At 40.6% G+C, this 15,286-nt stretch carries 16 protein-coding genes and 2 tRNA genes; 6 read left to right on the forward strand and 12 right to left on the reverse strand.

Annotated elements, in window-relative coordinates:
* Window positions 1-21 precede the first annotated feature (21 nt).
* The gene (mtnK, locus tag H5180_RS05940; protein WP_182757900.1) at window positions 22-1,239 is read right to left on the reverse strand and encodes an S-methyl-5-thioribose kinase; all 1,218 of its coding nucleotides are present in this window, start codon (window positions 1,237-1,239) and stop codon (window positions 22-24) included.
* Window positions 1,240-1,371: 132 nt separating this feature from the next.
* Between mtnK and mtnA the strand changes: the two genes are divergently transcribed.
* Entirely contained in the window at window positions 1,372-2,397 is a 1,026-nt protein-coding gene (mtnA, locus tag H5180_RS05945) for an S-methyl-5-thioribose-1-phosphate isomerase (RefSeq protein ID WP_182757901.1), read from the forward strand.
* Here mtnA and H5180_RS05950 read toward each other — a convergent pair.
* The 4 genes from H5180_RS05950 to H5180_RS05965 are packed head-to-tail and all read right to left on the reverse strand — an operon-like array spanning window position 2,394 to window position 4,596.
* Window positions 2,394-2,732: a gamma-glutamylcyclotransferase family protein gene (locus tag H5180_RS05950; protein ID WP_182757902.1), complete on the reverse strand. Its 339-nt coding sequence runs from the start codon at window positions 2,730-2,732 to the stop codon at window positions 2,394-2,396. The two genes, mtnA and H5180_RS05950, sit on opposite strands and share 4 nt — an antisense overlap.
* Before the next feature lie 24 nt (window positions 2,733-2,756).
* Complete coding sequence (locus H5180_RS05955) at window positions 2,757-3,299, reverse strand: acireductone dioxygenase (protein ID WP_182757903.1); 543 nt, start codon at window positions 3,297-3,299, stop codon at window positions 2,757-2,759.
* A complete protein-coding gene (gene mtnC / locus H5180_RS05960) occupies window positions 3,296-3,982 on the reverse strand; it encodes an acireductone synthase (RefSeq protein WP_145240037.1) in 687 nt (228 codons plus the stop codon). The genes H5180_RS05955 and mtnC overlap by 4 nt, the downstream gene beginning before the upstream one ends.
* The gene (locus tag H5180_RS05965) at window positions 3,979-4,596 is read right to left on the reverse strand and encodes a methylthioribulose 1-phosphate dehydratase (RefSeq protein ID WP_149982209.1); all 618 of its coding nucleotides are present in this window, start codon (window positions 4,594-4,596) and stop codon (window positions 3,979-3,981) included. Before H5180_RS05965 ends, mtnC begins: the two co-directional genes overlap by 4 nt.
* Before the next feature lie 90 nt (window positions 4,597-4,686).
* Between H5180_RS05965 and H5180_RS05970 the strand changes: the two genes are divergently transcribed.
* Window positions 4,687-5,829, forward strand: a complete 1,143-nt coding sequence (locus tag H5180_RS05970) for a methionine aminotransferase (RefSeq protein WP_145240033.1) — start codon at window positions 4,687-4,689, stop codon at window positions 5,827-5,829.
* Entirely contained in the window at window positions 5,817-6,605 is a 789-nt protein-coding gene (locus H5180_RS05975; protein ID WP_182757904.1) for an amidohydrolase, read from the forward strand. The genes H5180_RS05970 and H5180_RS05975 overlap by 13 nt, the downstream gene beginning before the upstream one ends.
* Window positions 6,606-7,938: 1,333 nt before the next feature.
* Here H5180_RS05975 and H5180_RS05980 read toward each other — a convergent pair.
* From H5180_RS05980 to H5180_RS05990, 3 genes are all read right to left on the reverse strand, one after another.
* A tRNA-Ser gene (locus H5180_RS05980) sits at window positions 7,939-8,031 on the reverse strand.
* 51 nt (window positions 8,032-8,082) lie between these two features.
* Window positions 8,083-8,173 (reverse strand) — tRNA-Ser (locus H5180_RS05985).
* A 211-nt stretch (window positions 8,174-8,384) separates the two neighbouring features.
* The gene (locus H5180_RS05990; RefSeq protein ID WP_182757905.1) at window positions 8,385-8,525 is read right to left on the reverse strand and encodes a hypothetical protein; all 141 of its coding nucleotides are present in this window, start codon (window positions 8,523-8,525) and stop codon (window positions 8,385-8,387) included.
* A 323-nt stretch (window positions 8,526-8,848) separates the two neighbouring features.
* On the opposite strand from H5180_RS05990, the gene H5180_RS05995 reads away from it, so the two are divergent.
* Window positions 8,849-9,703: a diacylglycerol kinase family protein gene (locus H5180_RS05995; RefSeq protein ID WP_220493048.1), complete on the forward strand. Its 855-nt coding sequence runs from the start codon at window positions 8,849-8,851 to the stop codon at window positions 9,701-9,703.
* A gap of 77 nt (window positions 9,704-9,780) precedes the next feature.
* Here the strand turns inward: H5180_RS05995 and H5180_RS06000 are convergent, their stop codons facing one another.
* Complete coding sequence (locus H5180_RS06000; protein WP_145240025.1) at window positions 9,781-10,716, reverse strand: DMT family transporter; 936 nt, start codon at window positions 10,714-10,716, stop codon at window positions 9,781-9,783.
* Window positions 10,717-10,832: 116 nt separating this feature from the next.
* Here H5180_RS06000 and H5180_RS06005 point away from each other — a divergent pair, with 116 nt between their 5' ends.
* Entirely contained in the window at window positions 10,833-12,275 is a 1,443-nt protein-coding gene (locus tag H5180_RS06005) for a PLP-dependent aminotransferase family protein (protein ID WP_145240023.1), read from the forward strand.
* An 83-nt stretch (window positions 12,276-12,358) separates the two neighbouring features.
* Here the strand turns inward: H5180_RS06005 and H5180_RS06010 are convergent, their stop codons facing one another.
* Window positions 12,359-13,156, reverse strand: a complete 798-nt coding sequence (locus tag H5180_RS06010) for a YggN family protein (RefSeq protein WP_145240021.1) — start codon at window positions 13,154-13,156, stop codon at window positions 12,359-12,361.
* Window positions 13,157-13,563: 407 nt separating this feature from the next.
* Here H5180_RS06010 and H5180_RS06015 point away from each other — a divergent pair, with 407 nt between their 5' ends.
* Window positions 13,564-13,752, forward strand: a complete 189-nt coding sequence (locus tag H5180_RS06015) for a PA3496 family putative envelope integrity protein (RefSeq protein WP_145240019.1) — start codon at window positions 13,564-13,566, stop codon at window positions 13,750-13,752.
* A gap of 49 nt (window positions 13,753-13,801) precedes the next feature.
* On the opposite strand, the gene H5180_RS06020 is transcribed toward H5180_RS06015, so the two are convergent.
* Both H5180_RS06020 and H5180_RS06025 read right to left on the reverse strand, forming a co-directional pair.
* The gene (locus tag H5180_RS06020) at window positions 13,802-14,293 is read right to left on the reverse strand and encodes a glutathione peroxidase (protein ID WP_145240017.1); all 492 of its coding nucleotides are present in this window, start codon (window positions 14,291-14,293) and stop codon (window positions 13,802-13,804) included.
* Between the two features lie 95 nt (window positions 14,294-14,388).
* Window positions 14,389-15,261 (reverse strand): LysR family transcriptional regulator, encoded by an 873-nt coding sequence (locus H5180_RS06025; RefSeq protein ID WP_145240015.1) that lies wholly within the window; start codon window positions 15,259-15,261, stop codon window positions 14,389-14,391.
* Window positions 15,262-15,286: the final 25 nt, after the last annotated feature.

Genomic DNA, 15,286 nt, shown 5'->3' on the forward strand with positions numbered 1-15,286 from the left:
CCTTTTGCTATTTTTATAAATTTAATTTAGTTGGCTTATCAATAAAGAGAAAAACTCTTCTTTGTTATTGCAAGTGTGGGCGTTGAGTACTAACTGCTCACCCAGCGCTAAAGTGTGGCGTTGCACGTCTAAACGCGCCTGCGCATCTTCAATGCCATCAATGTCAGCAACGTGTGCTAAGCCGATAGTGCGGCGTATCAGTTCTGTCCCACAGTAACCAATCGCATCTTGCAATACTTGTTGCATAAAATACTCGCCATAACCAGCGGCTTTTAAATTGTTATCTGTGGTTTGCTCTGCAATAAATGTCAGCCACTGTTGTTCAAACAAAGAATAACTCTCTTGCAGGCAAGTCAGTAAATGGGTGTGATAGTTACGGCGTGTAACAAATTCACTAATACGAGCATTTTGCGCGCAGTAGTTTAATAATAAATTGCCGATAAATGAGCCGATATCAAAGCCAACTGGGCCAAAAAAGCCAAATTCAGGGTCGATCATCTTAGTGGTGTTTTGATCGACAAAAATACTGCCGCTATGCATATCACCATGTAATAGCGTCTGCGGGCATGATAAAAACTTAGCTTTTAGTTTTGCGATCGCTAAATGTAATGCGGTGTTATTTTGTAGTTTATTGACTGTACTTTGCAACTCACTTGGGTAGTTATTACGCTCATGTTCACGCAAGATATCGTTGAAAAACAAATCTTCAGTAATTTGGCACAACTCTGGATTGGTAAACTGACTGACTTTGGCTTTTTTATCTTGCGCGGTTACGTAAAAGTCTGAGTTATAAAAACCGGTATGGCTTAAGTAGTGAGCCACATGTTGACCTAATAGCGGAAATTGCTCTGCGTTTATTTGTGCGCTACGCAAAATTTGTAAGTGACCAAGATCTTCTAAAATGGTCAGTGCTTGCTCTGGATTATGATGCAATACTTTTGCTGTGTAGTCAGGGCTTAATGCGCCGTGATTGAGTAAAACCTCAGCTTCAATGCGTGCTCGGTCAAGCGTTAATGGCCATGACTCACCCACACAGCGCGCATAAGGCAAGGCTTGCTTTAAAATAACGCTATTACTTTGCTCGTCGCTTATTCTAAAAACGAGATTTAAATTGCCATCTCCAAACTCATACGCCGATAACGTTTGGTCAGGATCAAACAAATCATACCCATCTTTAGTTACAAGATTTTTAATATAATCAATCGCATGCTGTGCATTAAAGGCAACGTATTCGGCCATCGGCGTACTCTCAGAAAATGATAAGTGATAGCATTCTATACCTTCAACCGTTTAGATGTCTACACTTCTGGGTTGTGCGTTTTAAAAACTACTGTAAAATAACCTCAGCCTAACGATTATTCAGGATCAATCATGCAAGACCTCATAGCGAGCAGTTTAAAATATCAAAACAATACACTAAGCGTGTTAGACCAATACCTACTGCCGCATCAGCAGGTATGGCACGAATGTGATGATGTAGCCAGTATGAGGGATTTAATTCTAAGCTTAAAAATACGCGGCGCACCGCTGATTGGTTTAGGAGCAAGTTTGCTAGTTGCCCATTTGGCAGAGCAAGGCACAGATAAAGTAGCATTAGCGCAGGCGATTGATGATTTAGAAGCCACTCGGCCAACCGCGGTTAATTTAATGCATTGTATGGCAAAGTTACGTATTGCGTTACAGCAAGATGATTATGTAACGGCAATTGTAAGCGCAGCTGTTACCCTGTTTAATGAAGATATCGCCTTGTGTGAAAGCATGGCAAATCATGGTGCTGCATTGGTTAGCAGCGGCGATAATATTCTCACACATTGTAATACAGGTGCCTTAGCAACCGCAGGTATTGGTACTGCTCTTGGTGTTATTTATAAAGCGCAGCAACGTCATGGCGATATTCATGTATGGGTGGATGAAACGCGGCCATTATTGCAAGGCGGGCGTTTAACCGCATTTGAACTTGAGCGCTGGCAAGTACCTTACACCTTAATTTGCGATAATATGGCAGCGAATTTAATGGCTGCTGGCAAGGTTGATAAAATTTTTGTCGGTGCAGATCGTATTGCTGAAAATGGTGACTTTGCTAATAAAGTGGGCACTTATAACTTAGCAGTACTGGCGCATTTTCATAACATCCCATTTTATGTCGTAGCGCCGCTAACAACCCTCGATGTAAACACTGCATGCGGTGCAGACATTGAAATAGAACAACGTAACAGCGCAGAGGTGCGCGGTGTAAGCGGAAGCTTTGGAGAAGCACTATGGGCACCTACAAATGCTAATGTATATAATCCCGCATTTGATGTAACCCCCGCTAAGCTTATTACCGGCTGGGTACTCGATACTGGCGTTTATGACCAACAACAAGTTTTAGTTGGTGAATTAAAAAGGCTGGTTTAACAGCCTTTTGCCACATACACCCATGCATTAATGCCGCTGCTAAATGACTCTTCAATACGGATGTAGTCATTAACTTCGTAGCTATCCGCGTTAGCAAGTTCCTCTAAGGTGATAGTAAAAATAGTGCCAGTTACTGTATCTGTTGGCAGGCCTGTTTCAATTAATGCTGGATGAAAACGCTGGCCGCTGCTTTTGTGCACGGCGGCGTCGGTGATCTCAACTTCGCCTAATACGTAACCTTGTAGTGTATCGGCTTGGCCTTCGAGCAAGCGGCTAAAGGTATCAAGCTGTACTTGCTCTAATTGCAGTGTGCCGTATGAAAATAACTTTTCCATTTAAACTCCATTATTAACAGATATCTAGTCTAATAAAGGAAACTGCTTAGCAATCTCAGATTCGGTGCTTTGTGCCACCCAGCCTTCGGTATTATTGAACAAACGGATCGCAGTAAATTCAGGATCGCTGCCCATATCAAACCAATGGGGAGTAAGCTCTGGTACTGAAATTAAATCACCCTGCTTGCAAAGTACTTGGTAAACCTTGTCATTAATATGCAGGCAAAATAATCCTTGGCCTTTTACAAAAAAGCGTACTTCGTCTTCACTATGGGTGTGCTCAAATAAAAACTTAGCACGTAATTCTGCAGCGTTCGGGTTGCCTTTTGCCAGCGAAATAACATCTACAGTTTGATAACCACCTTGTTGCTTTAAGCGTTCAATATCAGCGTTATAGGCGGAAATAATAGCTTCATGACTAGTCTCAGCAGTAATCGTTTTTGTTGCTTGCCACTGCTCAAATCGTACATTTACTTTATTAAGCTCGGTGGCAATTTGTGCTGTATCTTGAGTGTTTAATAAAGCATTATTGCCGTTACAATCAGCAAAAATAGTCAGTTGGCTCATGCTAAATGCTCCACGGTGAATTGGCTAAAATCGTTAATATAGTTATGCGCAGGCGAGCTTGCTTGACCATCACGGATCAGGTGCAAGGTTTTTAAACCTGCGGCTTTGGCGGCATCAAGCTCGGCTGCCACATCACTTAAAAATAACACTTCATTAGCGGCAAAAGGTAGTTGCTCAATAATATTGTGATATGAACGTTGCTCTTGTTTAGCGCCGACTTGAGTATCAAAATAATCAGTAAACAAGGAGCGAATATCACCAAAGTCAGAGTAGTTGAAAATTAAATGCTGTGCTTTTACTGACCCTGATGAATACACATACAACTGCTGGCCGGCTTGTTGCTGTGCAACTAAAAAGTGGTAGGCATCTGGGTATAAATGGCCGGTAAAATCGCCATTTTCATAGCCAGTTTGCCAAATCAAACCTTGTAACTGTTTTAATGGAGTGATTTTTTTATCGTCACGGATCCATTCAAGTAAAGTGTTAATTACGACATCAATACTGGCATCTGGCTGTTCAATAACCGCTTTTACGGCATAAATTTGTTCAGCTACAGCGCTTTGCTCTTGATGAGTTTTTACAAATTCGGGGAGCTGCTTTGCGGCATATGGAAATAGTACGTCTTTAACAAACGAAATACGGGTAATAGTGCCTTCAATATCGGTCAGCAGTGCTTTGATCATGATTCTAATCCTACTAATTTTAAGCGTTCTATCTCACATGCAAATAAAAACTCAAGGCCTTCTAATTGACGGCGTACTTCACCAATAGTGCGACCCACTACATACAAACCGTGGCCGCGAATAAGCACGCCGTGCTCAATAGGCGTGTGTAAGTGGTGATCGCTCACTAATAAACTCAAGCGATCAATATCTTGGTCGTTATCAAAGATTGGAATACTCAAGGTGTCTAAATGTGAAGTAATGCCGGTTAGTGACTTTTGCATTTCGTAGCCGTGTAAGTCTAGGCTGTGACCTTTAATAACCCGAGATAATACCGTCGCAGCAACCGAATGAGTGTGCAATACATAATTAGCAGCAGGAATAAGTTTATACATGCACAAATGCAATTCGGTTTCAGCTGAGGGTTTGGCGGCGCTAGCGCTACGATTACCGACATGATCCAGTTCAATAAAGGTATGCGACCCTAATTGACCTTTGTCAAAACCGCTGGCAGTAACCACAAAACCGGTGTTAGTTCGCGCTGAAAAATTACCACCCGTAGCTGGCACCCAACCACGTTGACTGATCCACTTTCCTGCTTCTATAAGTTCTGAAATAGCGGTATTGTTATGCATACATTCCTCATACTTTTTTAGACGGCTATACATCTGTTAACAGCAATGATAGCATCGCTTTGGGCGCAAAACCATCATTAAGGGTAACCAGTGTTTGAAAGTAAATTGCCAAATTTAGGCACCAGTATTTTTAGTCAAATGACTGCTTTAGCAAATCAATTCGAAGCGATTAATTTATCGCAGGGGTTTCCTGAGTTTGATGCGCCTGAGCTACTTAAAAAACAGCTTAATCATTATGTGCTTGAAGGAGTTAATCAATATTCACCTTCATCTGGTGTGCCGCGCCTGCAGCAACAAATTGCCCAGTTAGCAAAACGAAAATATGCAGCTGAAATAGATGCCGCGCAGCAAGTAACGGTAACCTCTGGCGCGACCGAGGCCTTGTTTGTTGCCATTCAGGCGCTGGTGCGCGAAGGTGATGAAGTCATTGTGTTTGACCCCGCTTATGATTCATACCAGCCAGCGATTGAATTGGCCGGTGGTAAGTCAGTCAATATTGCTCTGCATGCTCCGAGTTATGCAATTGACTGGCAAACGGTGGCTGCGGCTATCAATAGCAAAACGCGGGCTATTATAATCAACACCCCACATAACCCAAGTGGTAAAACGTTAAAACAGCACGATATTAATGCTCTAAAAGCCTTAGTAATTAAGCATGACTTATACCTGATAAGTGATGAAGTATACGAGCATATTACTTTTGATCAGCAACCGCATTTAAGTGTGCTGCGTGATAACGAATTGTTTGCTCGCAGCTTTGTGATCTCAAGCTTTGGCAAGACTTTTCATAGCACAGGCTGGAAAATGGGTTACTGCATCGCACCCGCTGCACTTGCGGTCGAGTTTCGTAAAATTCACCAATATGTGACTTTTTCAAGCTTTACGCCGGCACAACATGCATTAGCCGATATGTTAGAACAGCAAGGTGAGCATGTGGATGAGCTCAGTGAGTTTTATCAACAAAAGCGTGATGTACTTAGTAAAGCACTAAAAGATAGCCGCTTTACCATTTTACCAAGTGAAGGCACCTACTTTTTACTGCTTGATTACAGCGATGTATCGGATTTAAATGACGTAGAATTTTGCCAGTGGTTAGTAGAACAAGCAGGCGTTGCAGCCATTCCACTAAGCGTGTTTTATCAGCAACCAAGCAACGATAAAGTTATTCGCTTATGCTTTGCCAAAAATGACGCCACGCTATTACAAGCCGCGGAGATTTTATGTCAACTTTAACCATGGCACTGATACAAACATCGCTTAATTGGTTAGATAAAGACGCTAACTTGGCACACTTTGGCAATAAAATAGCTGATATAGATAAATCAGTAGAGCTTATTTTATTGCCAGAAACCTTTGCCACCGGCTTTGCTATTAACCTTGATTGCGCAGAGCCGGATCATCAGTTAAAGCAAGGCAAAGTGCTTGATTGGATGATCGCGTCGGCAAAATCAAGTAATGCGGTAATTGCAGGCTCGGTATTGGTAACGCAAGGAAATAAAAAAGCTAATCGCTTTTATTGGGCATGGCCCAATGGCGAAGTGAAGTATTACGACAAACGGCATTTATTTTGCTTGGGCAAAGAGGGCGATTTTGTAACCGCAGGGCAGCAACGTGAAGTGTTCACCCTTAATGACTTTAGAATTTTACCGCAAGTTTGTTACGACTTACGTTTTCCGGTCTTTCAGCGCAATCGCAATGACTACGATGTGATGGTTAATGTCGCCAACTGGCCTGCTGCAAGGCGCAAAGTATGGGACACCTTACTAATGGCGCGGGCGATGGAAAACCAGTGTTATGTGATTGGCGTTAATCGTATTGGTGATGATGCTAATGGCGTCGCGCACAATGGCGGCACGGCAGTGTATGACTTTAAAGGTGATACGTTAGCAGCCGCTACTGATAACAAAGCTGATGTTGTTATTATCACTTTGGACAAACAGCCGCTTGAGCTCTTTAAGCAAAGTTTCCCAGCGCATTTAGATGCCGATGGGTTTAGTTTGGGTTATTAAGATAAAGAGACTGTTTAGCCTCTTTACCCGTTTTACGCAGAAGCATTGTAGGTGAGTTTGATCGCAGCGAAACCCGACAACATACAACAAAAAAATAATCTACAGGCTTGTATCAATACAAGGCCGTTTATCTGCGATGAATTTTTACCTGCTCACCCAATCGTTACGAGAGAATACCTAGGCTAGGTTAAAGTATTGATTTAATAGGTAGCAACCTATTGCATTACTATGATGTAACAGTTAGTTATCCGGTTTTTTATCTGCATTGTGATTATATGGTTGGCACAATATCTGAATTTCGTGATGCCCATCATATAATTTAAATAACTCATTGCCCCCAGTTTTGTTAAAAAATTGAGATAGGGTTATTTTGTCCTGCTCATACTCCATTAGTAACCAAAAGCCGTAAAAACCTTTAAACCAAAAATAATAGAATATCGCTGCGAAAAAAAATACTAGATAGGCTGCTTTACCTACTTTCTTTTTATATTTTAAACAACTAAGGAACAACCAAATACAACTCAACATTGCTAAAATTAAGAATGCTGAAAAAGGAGTAATAACTACTTCAATGTTGTCCCAGCGAGAGCTTAGACAAGAAGCATGTCGGTCTGAAACTATTGTGTAAATTAAAGTGATTTTGAAAAGGAAGTACAATAATACAGTTGTAAAAACTGCATATAAAATACCACTTTCTTTGTCCTCACTGTTATACCAATCGACTTAAATATTTAACCATTCTAGCGAGCTAAATAAAGCGCTAACTGCGTTATAATTTTTTTAAGTAGAACAACTATATGTCAAAATTTACGCCTTGTTATCACTGCATTTATCTGTCGCTATAAATGGTCAGTAACTTAACACGATTGGTATTATTCAACTTGTAGCCTTAGAAAATATTTTGGTGTTTTTAAAAAGAAAAGTCAGAACGATTTTTGAATTTGGTTTAAGAGCTGACTTATGTGTTCTATTTGATATTACATTACACAACTTAGCGGAAGGGATCTAGAGTTTAGTTTTCTGGCCGCACTGCGTGCGTTTAACTTTGTTCCAGACAAAGTTTGGTCGAACCCTAGTCGAGGGTTCTCACCCGCCTTCATTGGTGTAAAGGTTACGGACATAAAACAATAGGCTTTTCATTCTGAAATTTGTGTCAAACGTGGGGATGGGCTTGCTTACGTCCATGTAACCAATCGCTTCGCGACGCTTGCAGCGGCCTAAAATGTTCCTGACATTTTATCGAACCCTGGTCGAGGGTTCTCACCCGCCTTCTGCCATTTTTAACAACAAAAAAAGCCCCACAATAAATTGCGGGGCTTTTTTCGTTATTAAATGGCGGAGAAGGAGGGATTCGAACCCTCGATAGAGCTACAAACCCTATACTCCCTTAGCAGGGGAGCGCCTTCGGCCACTCGGCCACCTCTCCGGCGCATAAATTGTCATTTTGATAATCGAGTGAACCACCAAAACGTAATAATGGTGGAGAGATAGGGATTTGAACCCTAGAGGGGCTATAAACCCCTGCCGGTTTTCAAGACCGGTGCATTCGACCACTCTGCCATCTCTCCGTTGGGAAAGAATAATACGCAGGTGATTGGGGTGTGTAAATAGGAAAAAGATCGTTTGCTGTTTTTTTGTTCTAAAAAAGAGGTTTTTTTATAAAAAAGGAGTTTTTAGGGAGTTTAAAGAAGGGGTTGCAGCAAACGAGGGAGCTAAATAAGTAGTTTCATTTAGTGGTTGGGTGTTTGCTGCACCGCTAAAGTAATCATGGTTGGGTGATTACTTGTATTGAACTGCGCCGCCAAGAGCTAGCTTTTTGCCGAAACGGTTAAGTCTGGCAAGCATTTTTGCTTTGCGGTTGGTCGATTTTACTGCAACATGGGTAGCTGCATTTTCGTTTAATGTATTTACTGGGTTCATTACTTTGCTCCGGGTTATGTCTGTTTTGACAACACGGCTATTCTGAGCTTTTTTTGCACAAAAATAAAACGATAAAAATTAGGGTGTTCGAATAGAAATAACTAATCCGAATTGTTTTTATTAAGGTATGATTCAGATAGTGTGTACTGAGTATTATGCATGGTTATGAAATTTTAATTCGCCTAAATCACTTGTTTAAAAGCAATATTACACTGCCACTGATATTTTAATGCATTAGATAATAAATAAAGTGACTAATTATTCAGATTAATTTATTTTTTGAATATGTCTATTTTCCTACTTTTGAATAGGCTGGTATCCAGATGCTAATAATTATTAAACCAAGTACGCAAAAAAAACATAAAAAAAATTGCACTTGGTTATTAGAGCAGTGTCAAAAACGTCAAATTAGTTACACTGTTTTTTACACCACAGGACATTTTACTAATGATTGCCAAAAAATAACGTTTTTGGCTCAGTCACAAAAGCGCGTTGTTGTGCTCGGTGGTGATGGCAGCCTGCATTTGGCTGTAAACGCATTGATGGGATTGAGTTGCTCGTTGGCGTTATTGCCTCAGGGGACGGGTAATGATTTTGCACGCGGCTTTGGCTGTTCAAACTCAGCTTGGCGTAATGCTATTTTTAGTGAGCATCAAGTAAAAATCGATATTGGCCAAATAAATAGCCGTTACTTTATTAATATTGCGGGGGTTGGCTTTGATGCGCATGTAGTACAGGCATTGCAAACCAAGCCTGCATTATCCGCTTTAAGTTATAGTTTAGCTGGCTTTAAGTGTTTATTCGTTTATCAGCCTTCTCGCTTGGCTGGGAGTTTTGCAGGGCAGCAATGCGAATATGGTAATTTGATTACTGTATTTGCAAATCATCATTATTTTGGTGGGGGGTTGATGATAGCGCCAAAAGCACAATTGAATAGTGGCTATTTAGAGTGCTATCGCGTGCCTACGCGTGGTTTGTTAGGTAACCTCTACAGTTTTGTGCGCTTATTGCTACGTAAGCACCACGGTATGAAAGAGCTCAACTACCAGCGCTTGGAAATTGCTTATATAAATACGCCTGATTTACCAATCGAAGCAGATGGTGAGCTGGTAGGCGTTACCCCAGCGGTGGTGACTATTCATCCGCTCGCGTTGCGTTTTTGTATGCCGCAATGTTAAATGACGAGTAATATGTTAGTAATAAAAAAGCGCCTAACAAGTAGGCGCTTTTGGCGTTAGTTGCGTATATACGCATTCTAACTGGGGATGGAGCGTTTATTAGCAAATGATGCTTTATTAGACTCAATAAACGCTTTAATTCTTTTTGTTGGAGTCAGTACAATAGCATTACCAAGCAGTACTAAACTAAAGCCGATAAACGTATTGGCTTGCCAACTAAAACCTTCAAATAATGTACTTAAAGTCACTGCAACTAATGGAAATAACACAATCACATAGCTGGCACGTTCTGGGCCGATATTTTTTAGTAGTGCAAAGTAACATGCAAATGCAATAACCGTCCCAAACACCGATAAATAAACTAATGAATACCAGTAGCTTGCTGGGGCCGACAGGCTAAAATCGGCACCGCTGATGATTACATATACAAATAAACCAATAGCGCTGTATAACATGCCCCATGCATTGCCCTGCATGACGCCAATACGTTGTTGAGAGTTACGTACGCTGATCATATTCCCTAATGAAGCCACAAAGGTGCCAGCTAAGGCAAGTAGCAAACCGACCAACGCCCCATTACTCAAGTCGAACTGCTGTAATTGTGGCCAAAACAGACTGATGATGCCCAATACCCCTATCAATGCACCCGTATAAATACGTTTAGCGATGGGTTTACCAAAAAATAATCGGGTATTTACAATGTTCATTAATAACAACATTGAAAAGGCGATTGATGCCATGGCTGACGTTAAATAATGTTGTGCCCAGTAAAGTACTAAGTAATTAAGGCCAAAGTTACACAGTGCTAGTAATACGAAAAAGCCATGATCGCGACGACTATAATTCATCGGTAATTTTTTAATATTCACCCATACCCACATTAGAATTGCAGCCAAACTAAAGCGATAAAATAGTGAAACTTCAACGGCGATATCGCCAAGTTGAAATTCGATTGCGAGCCAGGTAGAGCCCCAAATTAAAACGGTTAGTGCATAAAGCACGATACTTTTCATGGCCTTGGTCCATTATGTCGATTAAGTGTTTATTTTAAGATACTTCTGTATACTTAACATACACAGAAAACTATAAATGCAACCTATACAGATTGTACGGCTTTAAGGTGTCTACTATGTCGCTGGTGATCAGCAAAACCAACCATGACTTTTTATATCAGCAAGTAATGCAGCTGGTGCGTGAGCTGAGTGAGCAGGGGACACTATTACCAGGCGAAAAACTCCCCTCATTACGTAAAATGGCCACTAAGCTGAATGTCAGTATTCCGACGGTGAAATTGGCTTACCAATCACTTGAGGCACAAGGTTTGGTTGAAGCACGAGAAAAGTCAGGCTATTTTTTAAAAACGGCACATACCCAGTTAGCGCGGCCAAAGCGGGTTAAACTCAATCGTGAGCCAGTTTCGGTCAACATGCAGGTATTAATTGAGCAAGTGTATGATGCAATTCATCAAGCCGATGTCGTACCGTTTGGCATTGCTAATCCTGTTGCTGCCGCTCCAACTGATAAAATGCTAAGTCGTACGATGCGCCGGGTTATGTCGATTGCCGGCAGTCGGGCCATAAATTATGGTGCGATGGATGGTTTTGCACCATTAAAAAAGCAGTTAATCCATCGTTATTTAGATTTTGGCATTGGTGTTGACTCGCAAGAACTTGTGATCACCAACGGTGCTCAAGAAGCACTGGCGATCGCGCTAAAATGTGTCACTAAAGTAGGTGATGTGGTGGCGATCGAGTCACCTTGTTATTTTGGTATCATTGAATTGATCGAAAGCCTGGGCCTCAAGGCGCTCGAGATCCCGCTGTGTCCTGATGATGGGATCTGGCTTGATGATCTGAGCCAGGCTTTACATGATCACGATATTAAAGCCTGTGTGTTCTCTACTTCGATCAATAATCCTGTGGGTAGTTTTATGCCTGATCATAAGCGTAAACAATTAGTAGAGTTATTGGAATCTCAAGATGTGGTGCTAATTGAAGATGATGTGTATGGTGATTTACATTTTACCCCGCAGCGCGGTACACCCGCTCAGGCTTACTCAACAAAAGGGTTGGTATTAACCTGCGCATCGTTTTCTAAAACTGCGGCGCCGAGTTATCGTGTTGGCTGGTTGATTGCCGGAAAGTTTGCTGCCAAAGCGCGTCGCTATAAGCGTGCATTGAGTTGTTCTACTTCATTGATCAATCAATGGACGTTATATGAATTTATAGTTAGTGGTGATTATGATCGTAATATAAAACTACTGCGACAGCGTCTACGTTCTAATAAAGAACGAATGATCTGGTGTTTACAACAGGCCTTTCCGAGTACCGCTAGGATCAGCGATCCGCAAGGCGGATGTGTGATCTGGATTGATTTAGGTGCGGCTTACGATAGTGTAAAACTATTTCAACTGGCATTAGAAAGTGGCATTAGCATTACTCCTGGCTATATTTTTTCAGCCACTAATAAATATCGCAGTTGTATTCGATTAAGTTATGGTTTGCCATGGGGTGAAAAAATTGAACAAGCTATTATAAAGCTAGGTGAGTTAGTGCATTTAGCGAAGAAATAGCATGGCATAAAAAAGCAGCACCTTTAAAAAAGAGTGCTGCTAAAGGGATATCAAACTTTTAGCGTTTAGAACCTGAGTTCAAGTTAGTTATTTTGTTTATAACTAAATAATTGGTAGTCTTTCAATTCTGGAACTAGTTTAACTAATTGTTGCTCTTGATCAGCAATGGTTGAAAAATTACCGCACAGTGCATCAGCGCGTTTTTCAAGTTGGTTAGCTTGTTGCTCAACTTTGGCTTCAATTTCAGCTCCCATATTTTCCATGCGTTGTTCAAAGGCTTGCATATCGCCACCAGAGCCCATTAGTTCTGAACCTACAGCCATTAAAATACTACCCATCGATTGCATCATCGCAGCTTGTACAGCGCTTTCTATTTGCTCATCAAATTGGCTTTCAAAGTTTTCGCCAAATTGGCTAAAGCTTTGTTGGCCCATTACAAAAGCGCCTTGTTGGTAAAAGGTGTTTTGTACTTCTACCTGAATATCAGCCATTAATTCATTAATGCTATCTAGGCCATCGATATTAAATGCATTGGCGACTTCTTCAATGGCGACCCCGGCAATTTTAACGCCTTCAAGAGCAATGTTCGCGACTTCTGGTAATTGGCTACGCAGACTGTCTGAATAATTACTGATCGCTTGGTGTTGTTGACTGTTGAGTGTCAAAGTTTGGCCATCAATCATTAACTCGCCACTATTTATAAAAGTCATAGTGTGGTTATCAGCTGTAAAAATTTCTAATTCATTTGGCTTAATGCGCACATCATTTTTAAATTCAACGTCACATGTGTCGCCGCTAAAAGAAATATTCGTCTCATTGTCATTATGTGCCATTGCCCCTGTGGCAATGAATAAAGAACTTATTAATAGTAATTTTTTCATTTTTATTTCCTGCTAATTTGTTGATTATGACCAGTACGCATTTAACGTATTTAATACTTATCAAGTTTAATGCCAATAATTATTGGCATTTAAAAACAATGGGTTAATTGTTTTTTGCCCTTTTTTAATTGCAGTTAAATGTTATAAAAAAGCCATTTTTTAGTCATTTTGACTAATTTGCATTAATGCATAAAAGATACTTATCGTTTCGATAAAAAACTCTCACTTTCCAGAACTCAAATTTAGCGCTATTTATTCACAATATCGACATAACACTATTTTAGAATTGCGTTATGGCTTTATTTTGGTGCTTTTTCATACGATGAAATAGTGCTGAACATTTTTAATTTACCAATGATAGTGATAAAAAATCCTTAATTGGTCTCAAACACTTTATGGAGTGGGTTGTGGGTAAGACATTTAGTTACGATGCGCTAGATGACGATTTTGTTGAAGACGAGTACGAAATGGTCGGGCGTAATCAACACGACAAGAATAAGCAAAAGGTTAAGAAAAAGTTGGAAGACTACCTTGAGCAAAAACGCTTGCGTAAAAACTTGGGCGATGATGACTTAGATGAGTATTTAAACGACTAAGAGATAATTTAAATAAAGAGGCAATTTGCCTCTTTATTGCTTTTAGAGTTTAGATATTACTGCTTTTAAGGGCTTTGATAATAGCACCTTCGATTTGCTGCGGTTTAGTAAATGGTGCAAAGCGTTTAATTGCCTCGCCGTCGCGGCCAACTAAAAACTTAGTGAAATTCCATTTTATTTTGCGGGTTAAAAAACCAGGTAAGGCTGATTTTAAATGCCTGAATACGGGGTGGGCATTTTCGCCATTAACATCAATTTTGCTCATCATCACAAAATCAACACCGTAGTTAATTAAACAACCTTGCGCTATTTCTTTTGCGCCGCCAGGCTCTTGTTTGCCGAATTGATTGCACGGAAAACCAATAATTACTAACCCTTGATCAGCGTATTTTGCATGTAATTGTTGTAAACCTTCGTACTGTGGAGTGAAGCCACATTTACTGGCAGTGTTGACAATTAACACAACTTTGCCTGCGAAATCTGAAAAATCAATGCTTTGGCCTTGCAGATTGCTGGCTGAAAGTTGATAGAAGTCGTTCATGTTGCTCTCTTGTTATTGTTGTTTGTTAAATTCTATCCTGAGTTGTGACAGACATACAGCTTAAATTATCATCACATTGCATAGACCATTTTATTTTAACTTGCATGATTAAAGCTTGTGAGTAAATGTTCAATCAATAATCGCACTCTGTACGGCATTAAATCTTTACGTGGATACACTAACCAAGAGGCATTGTCTGTTACCTGAAACTCATCAAGTAAGGTAATTAGTTGCCCGTTTTCAATATACTTATCAACAATATCAGTGGCTAAATGGGCAATGCCTAAGCCTGCTAATGTCGCAGATAATAGTGCGCGCGGATGGTTACTGCGCCAGTTGCCGGCAACTTTTACCTCTTTAATATCGCCGGCAAAATTAAATCGCCAACGTTTCCCCATGGCAATTAAGCAATTATGAGCGGTTAATTGTTGAGGCGTAGTTGGGGTTGGGTGATGTGCTAAATATTCTGGACTGGCAACGAGAGTCATGATTCGCGGGCTAAGTGGTCGTGCAATTAAGTTAGAGTCTTGCATGCGGCCAAAACGGATCGCTAAATCAAAACCTTCTTCAACTAAGTCGACATTACGATTGTTGAAGTCCATATCTACTTCAACCTCAGGGTAGCGTTTTACAAACTCAACAATTTTAGGTGCTACATGACATGCAACAAATTCACCAGCACCAGAAATTCTAATGACCCCTTTGGGTTTACGTTGCTCACCTTGCAGTTGATTATTAGCATCAATTAGCTCTTGTTTAATTGCTTTGAGCTTTACGGCATATTCGCGGCCGGCATCGGTGAGGCTTATTTTTCGGGTGGTACGTTGAAATAGCAATGAGCCTAAGCGGTTTTCAAGTTGCTGTACTTGGCGGCTGATATGGGAAGTTGATACTTCCATGACTTTGGCTGCTTTGGTAAAGCTGCCATGTTCAACCACATGTAAAAATTCATCAAGGCCATGCCACATAATTTAGTTCTCAAATATTAAGTAA

It is taken from the genome of Pseudoalteromonas sp. SR41-4 (assembly GCF_014163985.1).
GTDB lineage: Bacteria > Pseudomonadota > Gammaproteobacteria > Enterobacterales > Alteromonadaceae > Pseudoalteromonas > Pseudoalteromonas rhizosphaerae.

What these genes read in the sequence shown, in the direction of transcription:
- mtnA (WP_182757901.1), top strand. Translation starts at nt 1,372, where the DNA reads ATGCAAGACCTCATAGCGAGCAGTTTAAAATATCAAAACAATACACTA.
- mtnC (WP_145240037.1), bottom strand. Translation starts at nt 3,982, where the DNA reads ATGATCAAAGCACTGCTGACCGATATTGAAGGCACTATTACCCGTATT.
- H5180_RS05975 (WP_182757904.1), top strand. Translation starts at nt 5,817, where the DNA reads ATGTCAACTTTAACCATGGCACTGATACAAACATCGCTTAATTGGTTA.
- H5180_RS06010 (WP_145240021.1), bottom strand. Translation starts at nt 13,156, where the DNA reads ATGAAAAAATTACTATTAATAAGTTCTTTATTCATTGCCACAGGGGCA.
- H5180_RS06020 (WP_145240017.1), bottom strand. Translation starts at nt 14,293, where the DNA reads ATGAACGACTTCTATCAACTTTCAGCCAGCAATCTGCAAGGCCAAAGC.
- H5180_RS05990 (WP_182757905.1), bottom strand. Translation starts at nt 8,525, where the DNA reads ATGAACCCAGTAAATACATTAAACGAAAATGCAGCTACCCATGTTGCA.
- H5180_RS05955 (WP_182757903.1), bottom strand. Translation starts at nt 3,299, where the DNA reads ATGAGCCAACTGACTATTTTTGCTGATTGTAACGGCAATAATGCTTTA.
- H5180_RS05995 (WP_220493048.1), top strand. Translation starts at nt 8,849, where the DNA reads ATGCTAATAATTATTAAACCAAGTACGCAAAAAAAACATAAAAAAAAT.
- H5180_RS06005 (WP_145240023.1), top strand. Translation starts at nt 10,833, where the DNA reads ATGTCGCTGGTGATCAGCAAAACCAACCATGACTTTTTATATCAGCAA.
- H5180_RS06025 (WP_145240015.1), bottom strand. Translation starts at nt 15,261, where the DNA reads ATGTGGCATGGCCTTGATGAATTTTTACATGTGGTTGAACATGGCAGC.
- H5180_RS05950 (WP_182757902.1), bottom strand. Translation starts at nt 2,732, where the DNA reads ATGGAAAAGTTATTTTCATACGGCACACTGCAATTAGAGCAAGTACAG.
- mtnK (WP_182757900.1), bottom strand. Translation starts at nt 1,239, where the DNA reads ATGGCCGAATACGTTGCCTTTAATGCACAGCATGCGATTGATTATATT.
- H5180_RS06000 (WP_145240025.1), bottom strand. Translation starts at nt 10,716, where the DNA reads ATGAAAAGTATCGTGCTTTATGCACTAACCGTTTTAATTTGGGGCTCT.
- H5180_RS05965 (WP_149982209.1), bottom strand. Translation starts at nt 4,596, where the DNA reads ATGCATAACAATACCGCTATTTCAGAACTTATAGAAGCAGGAAAGTGG.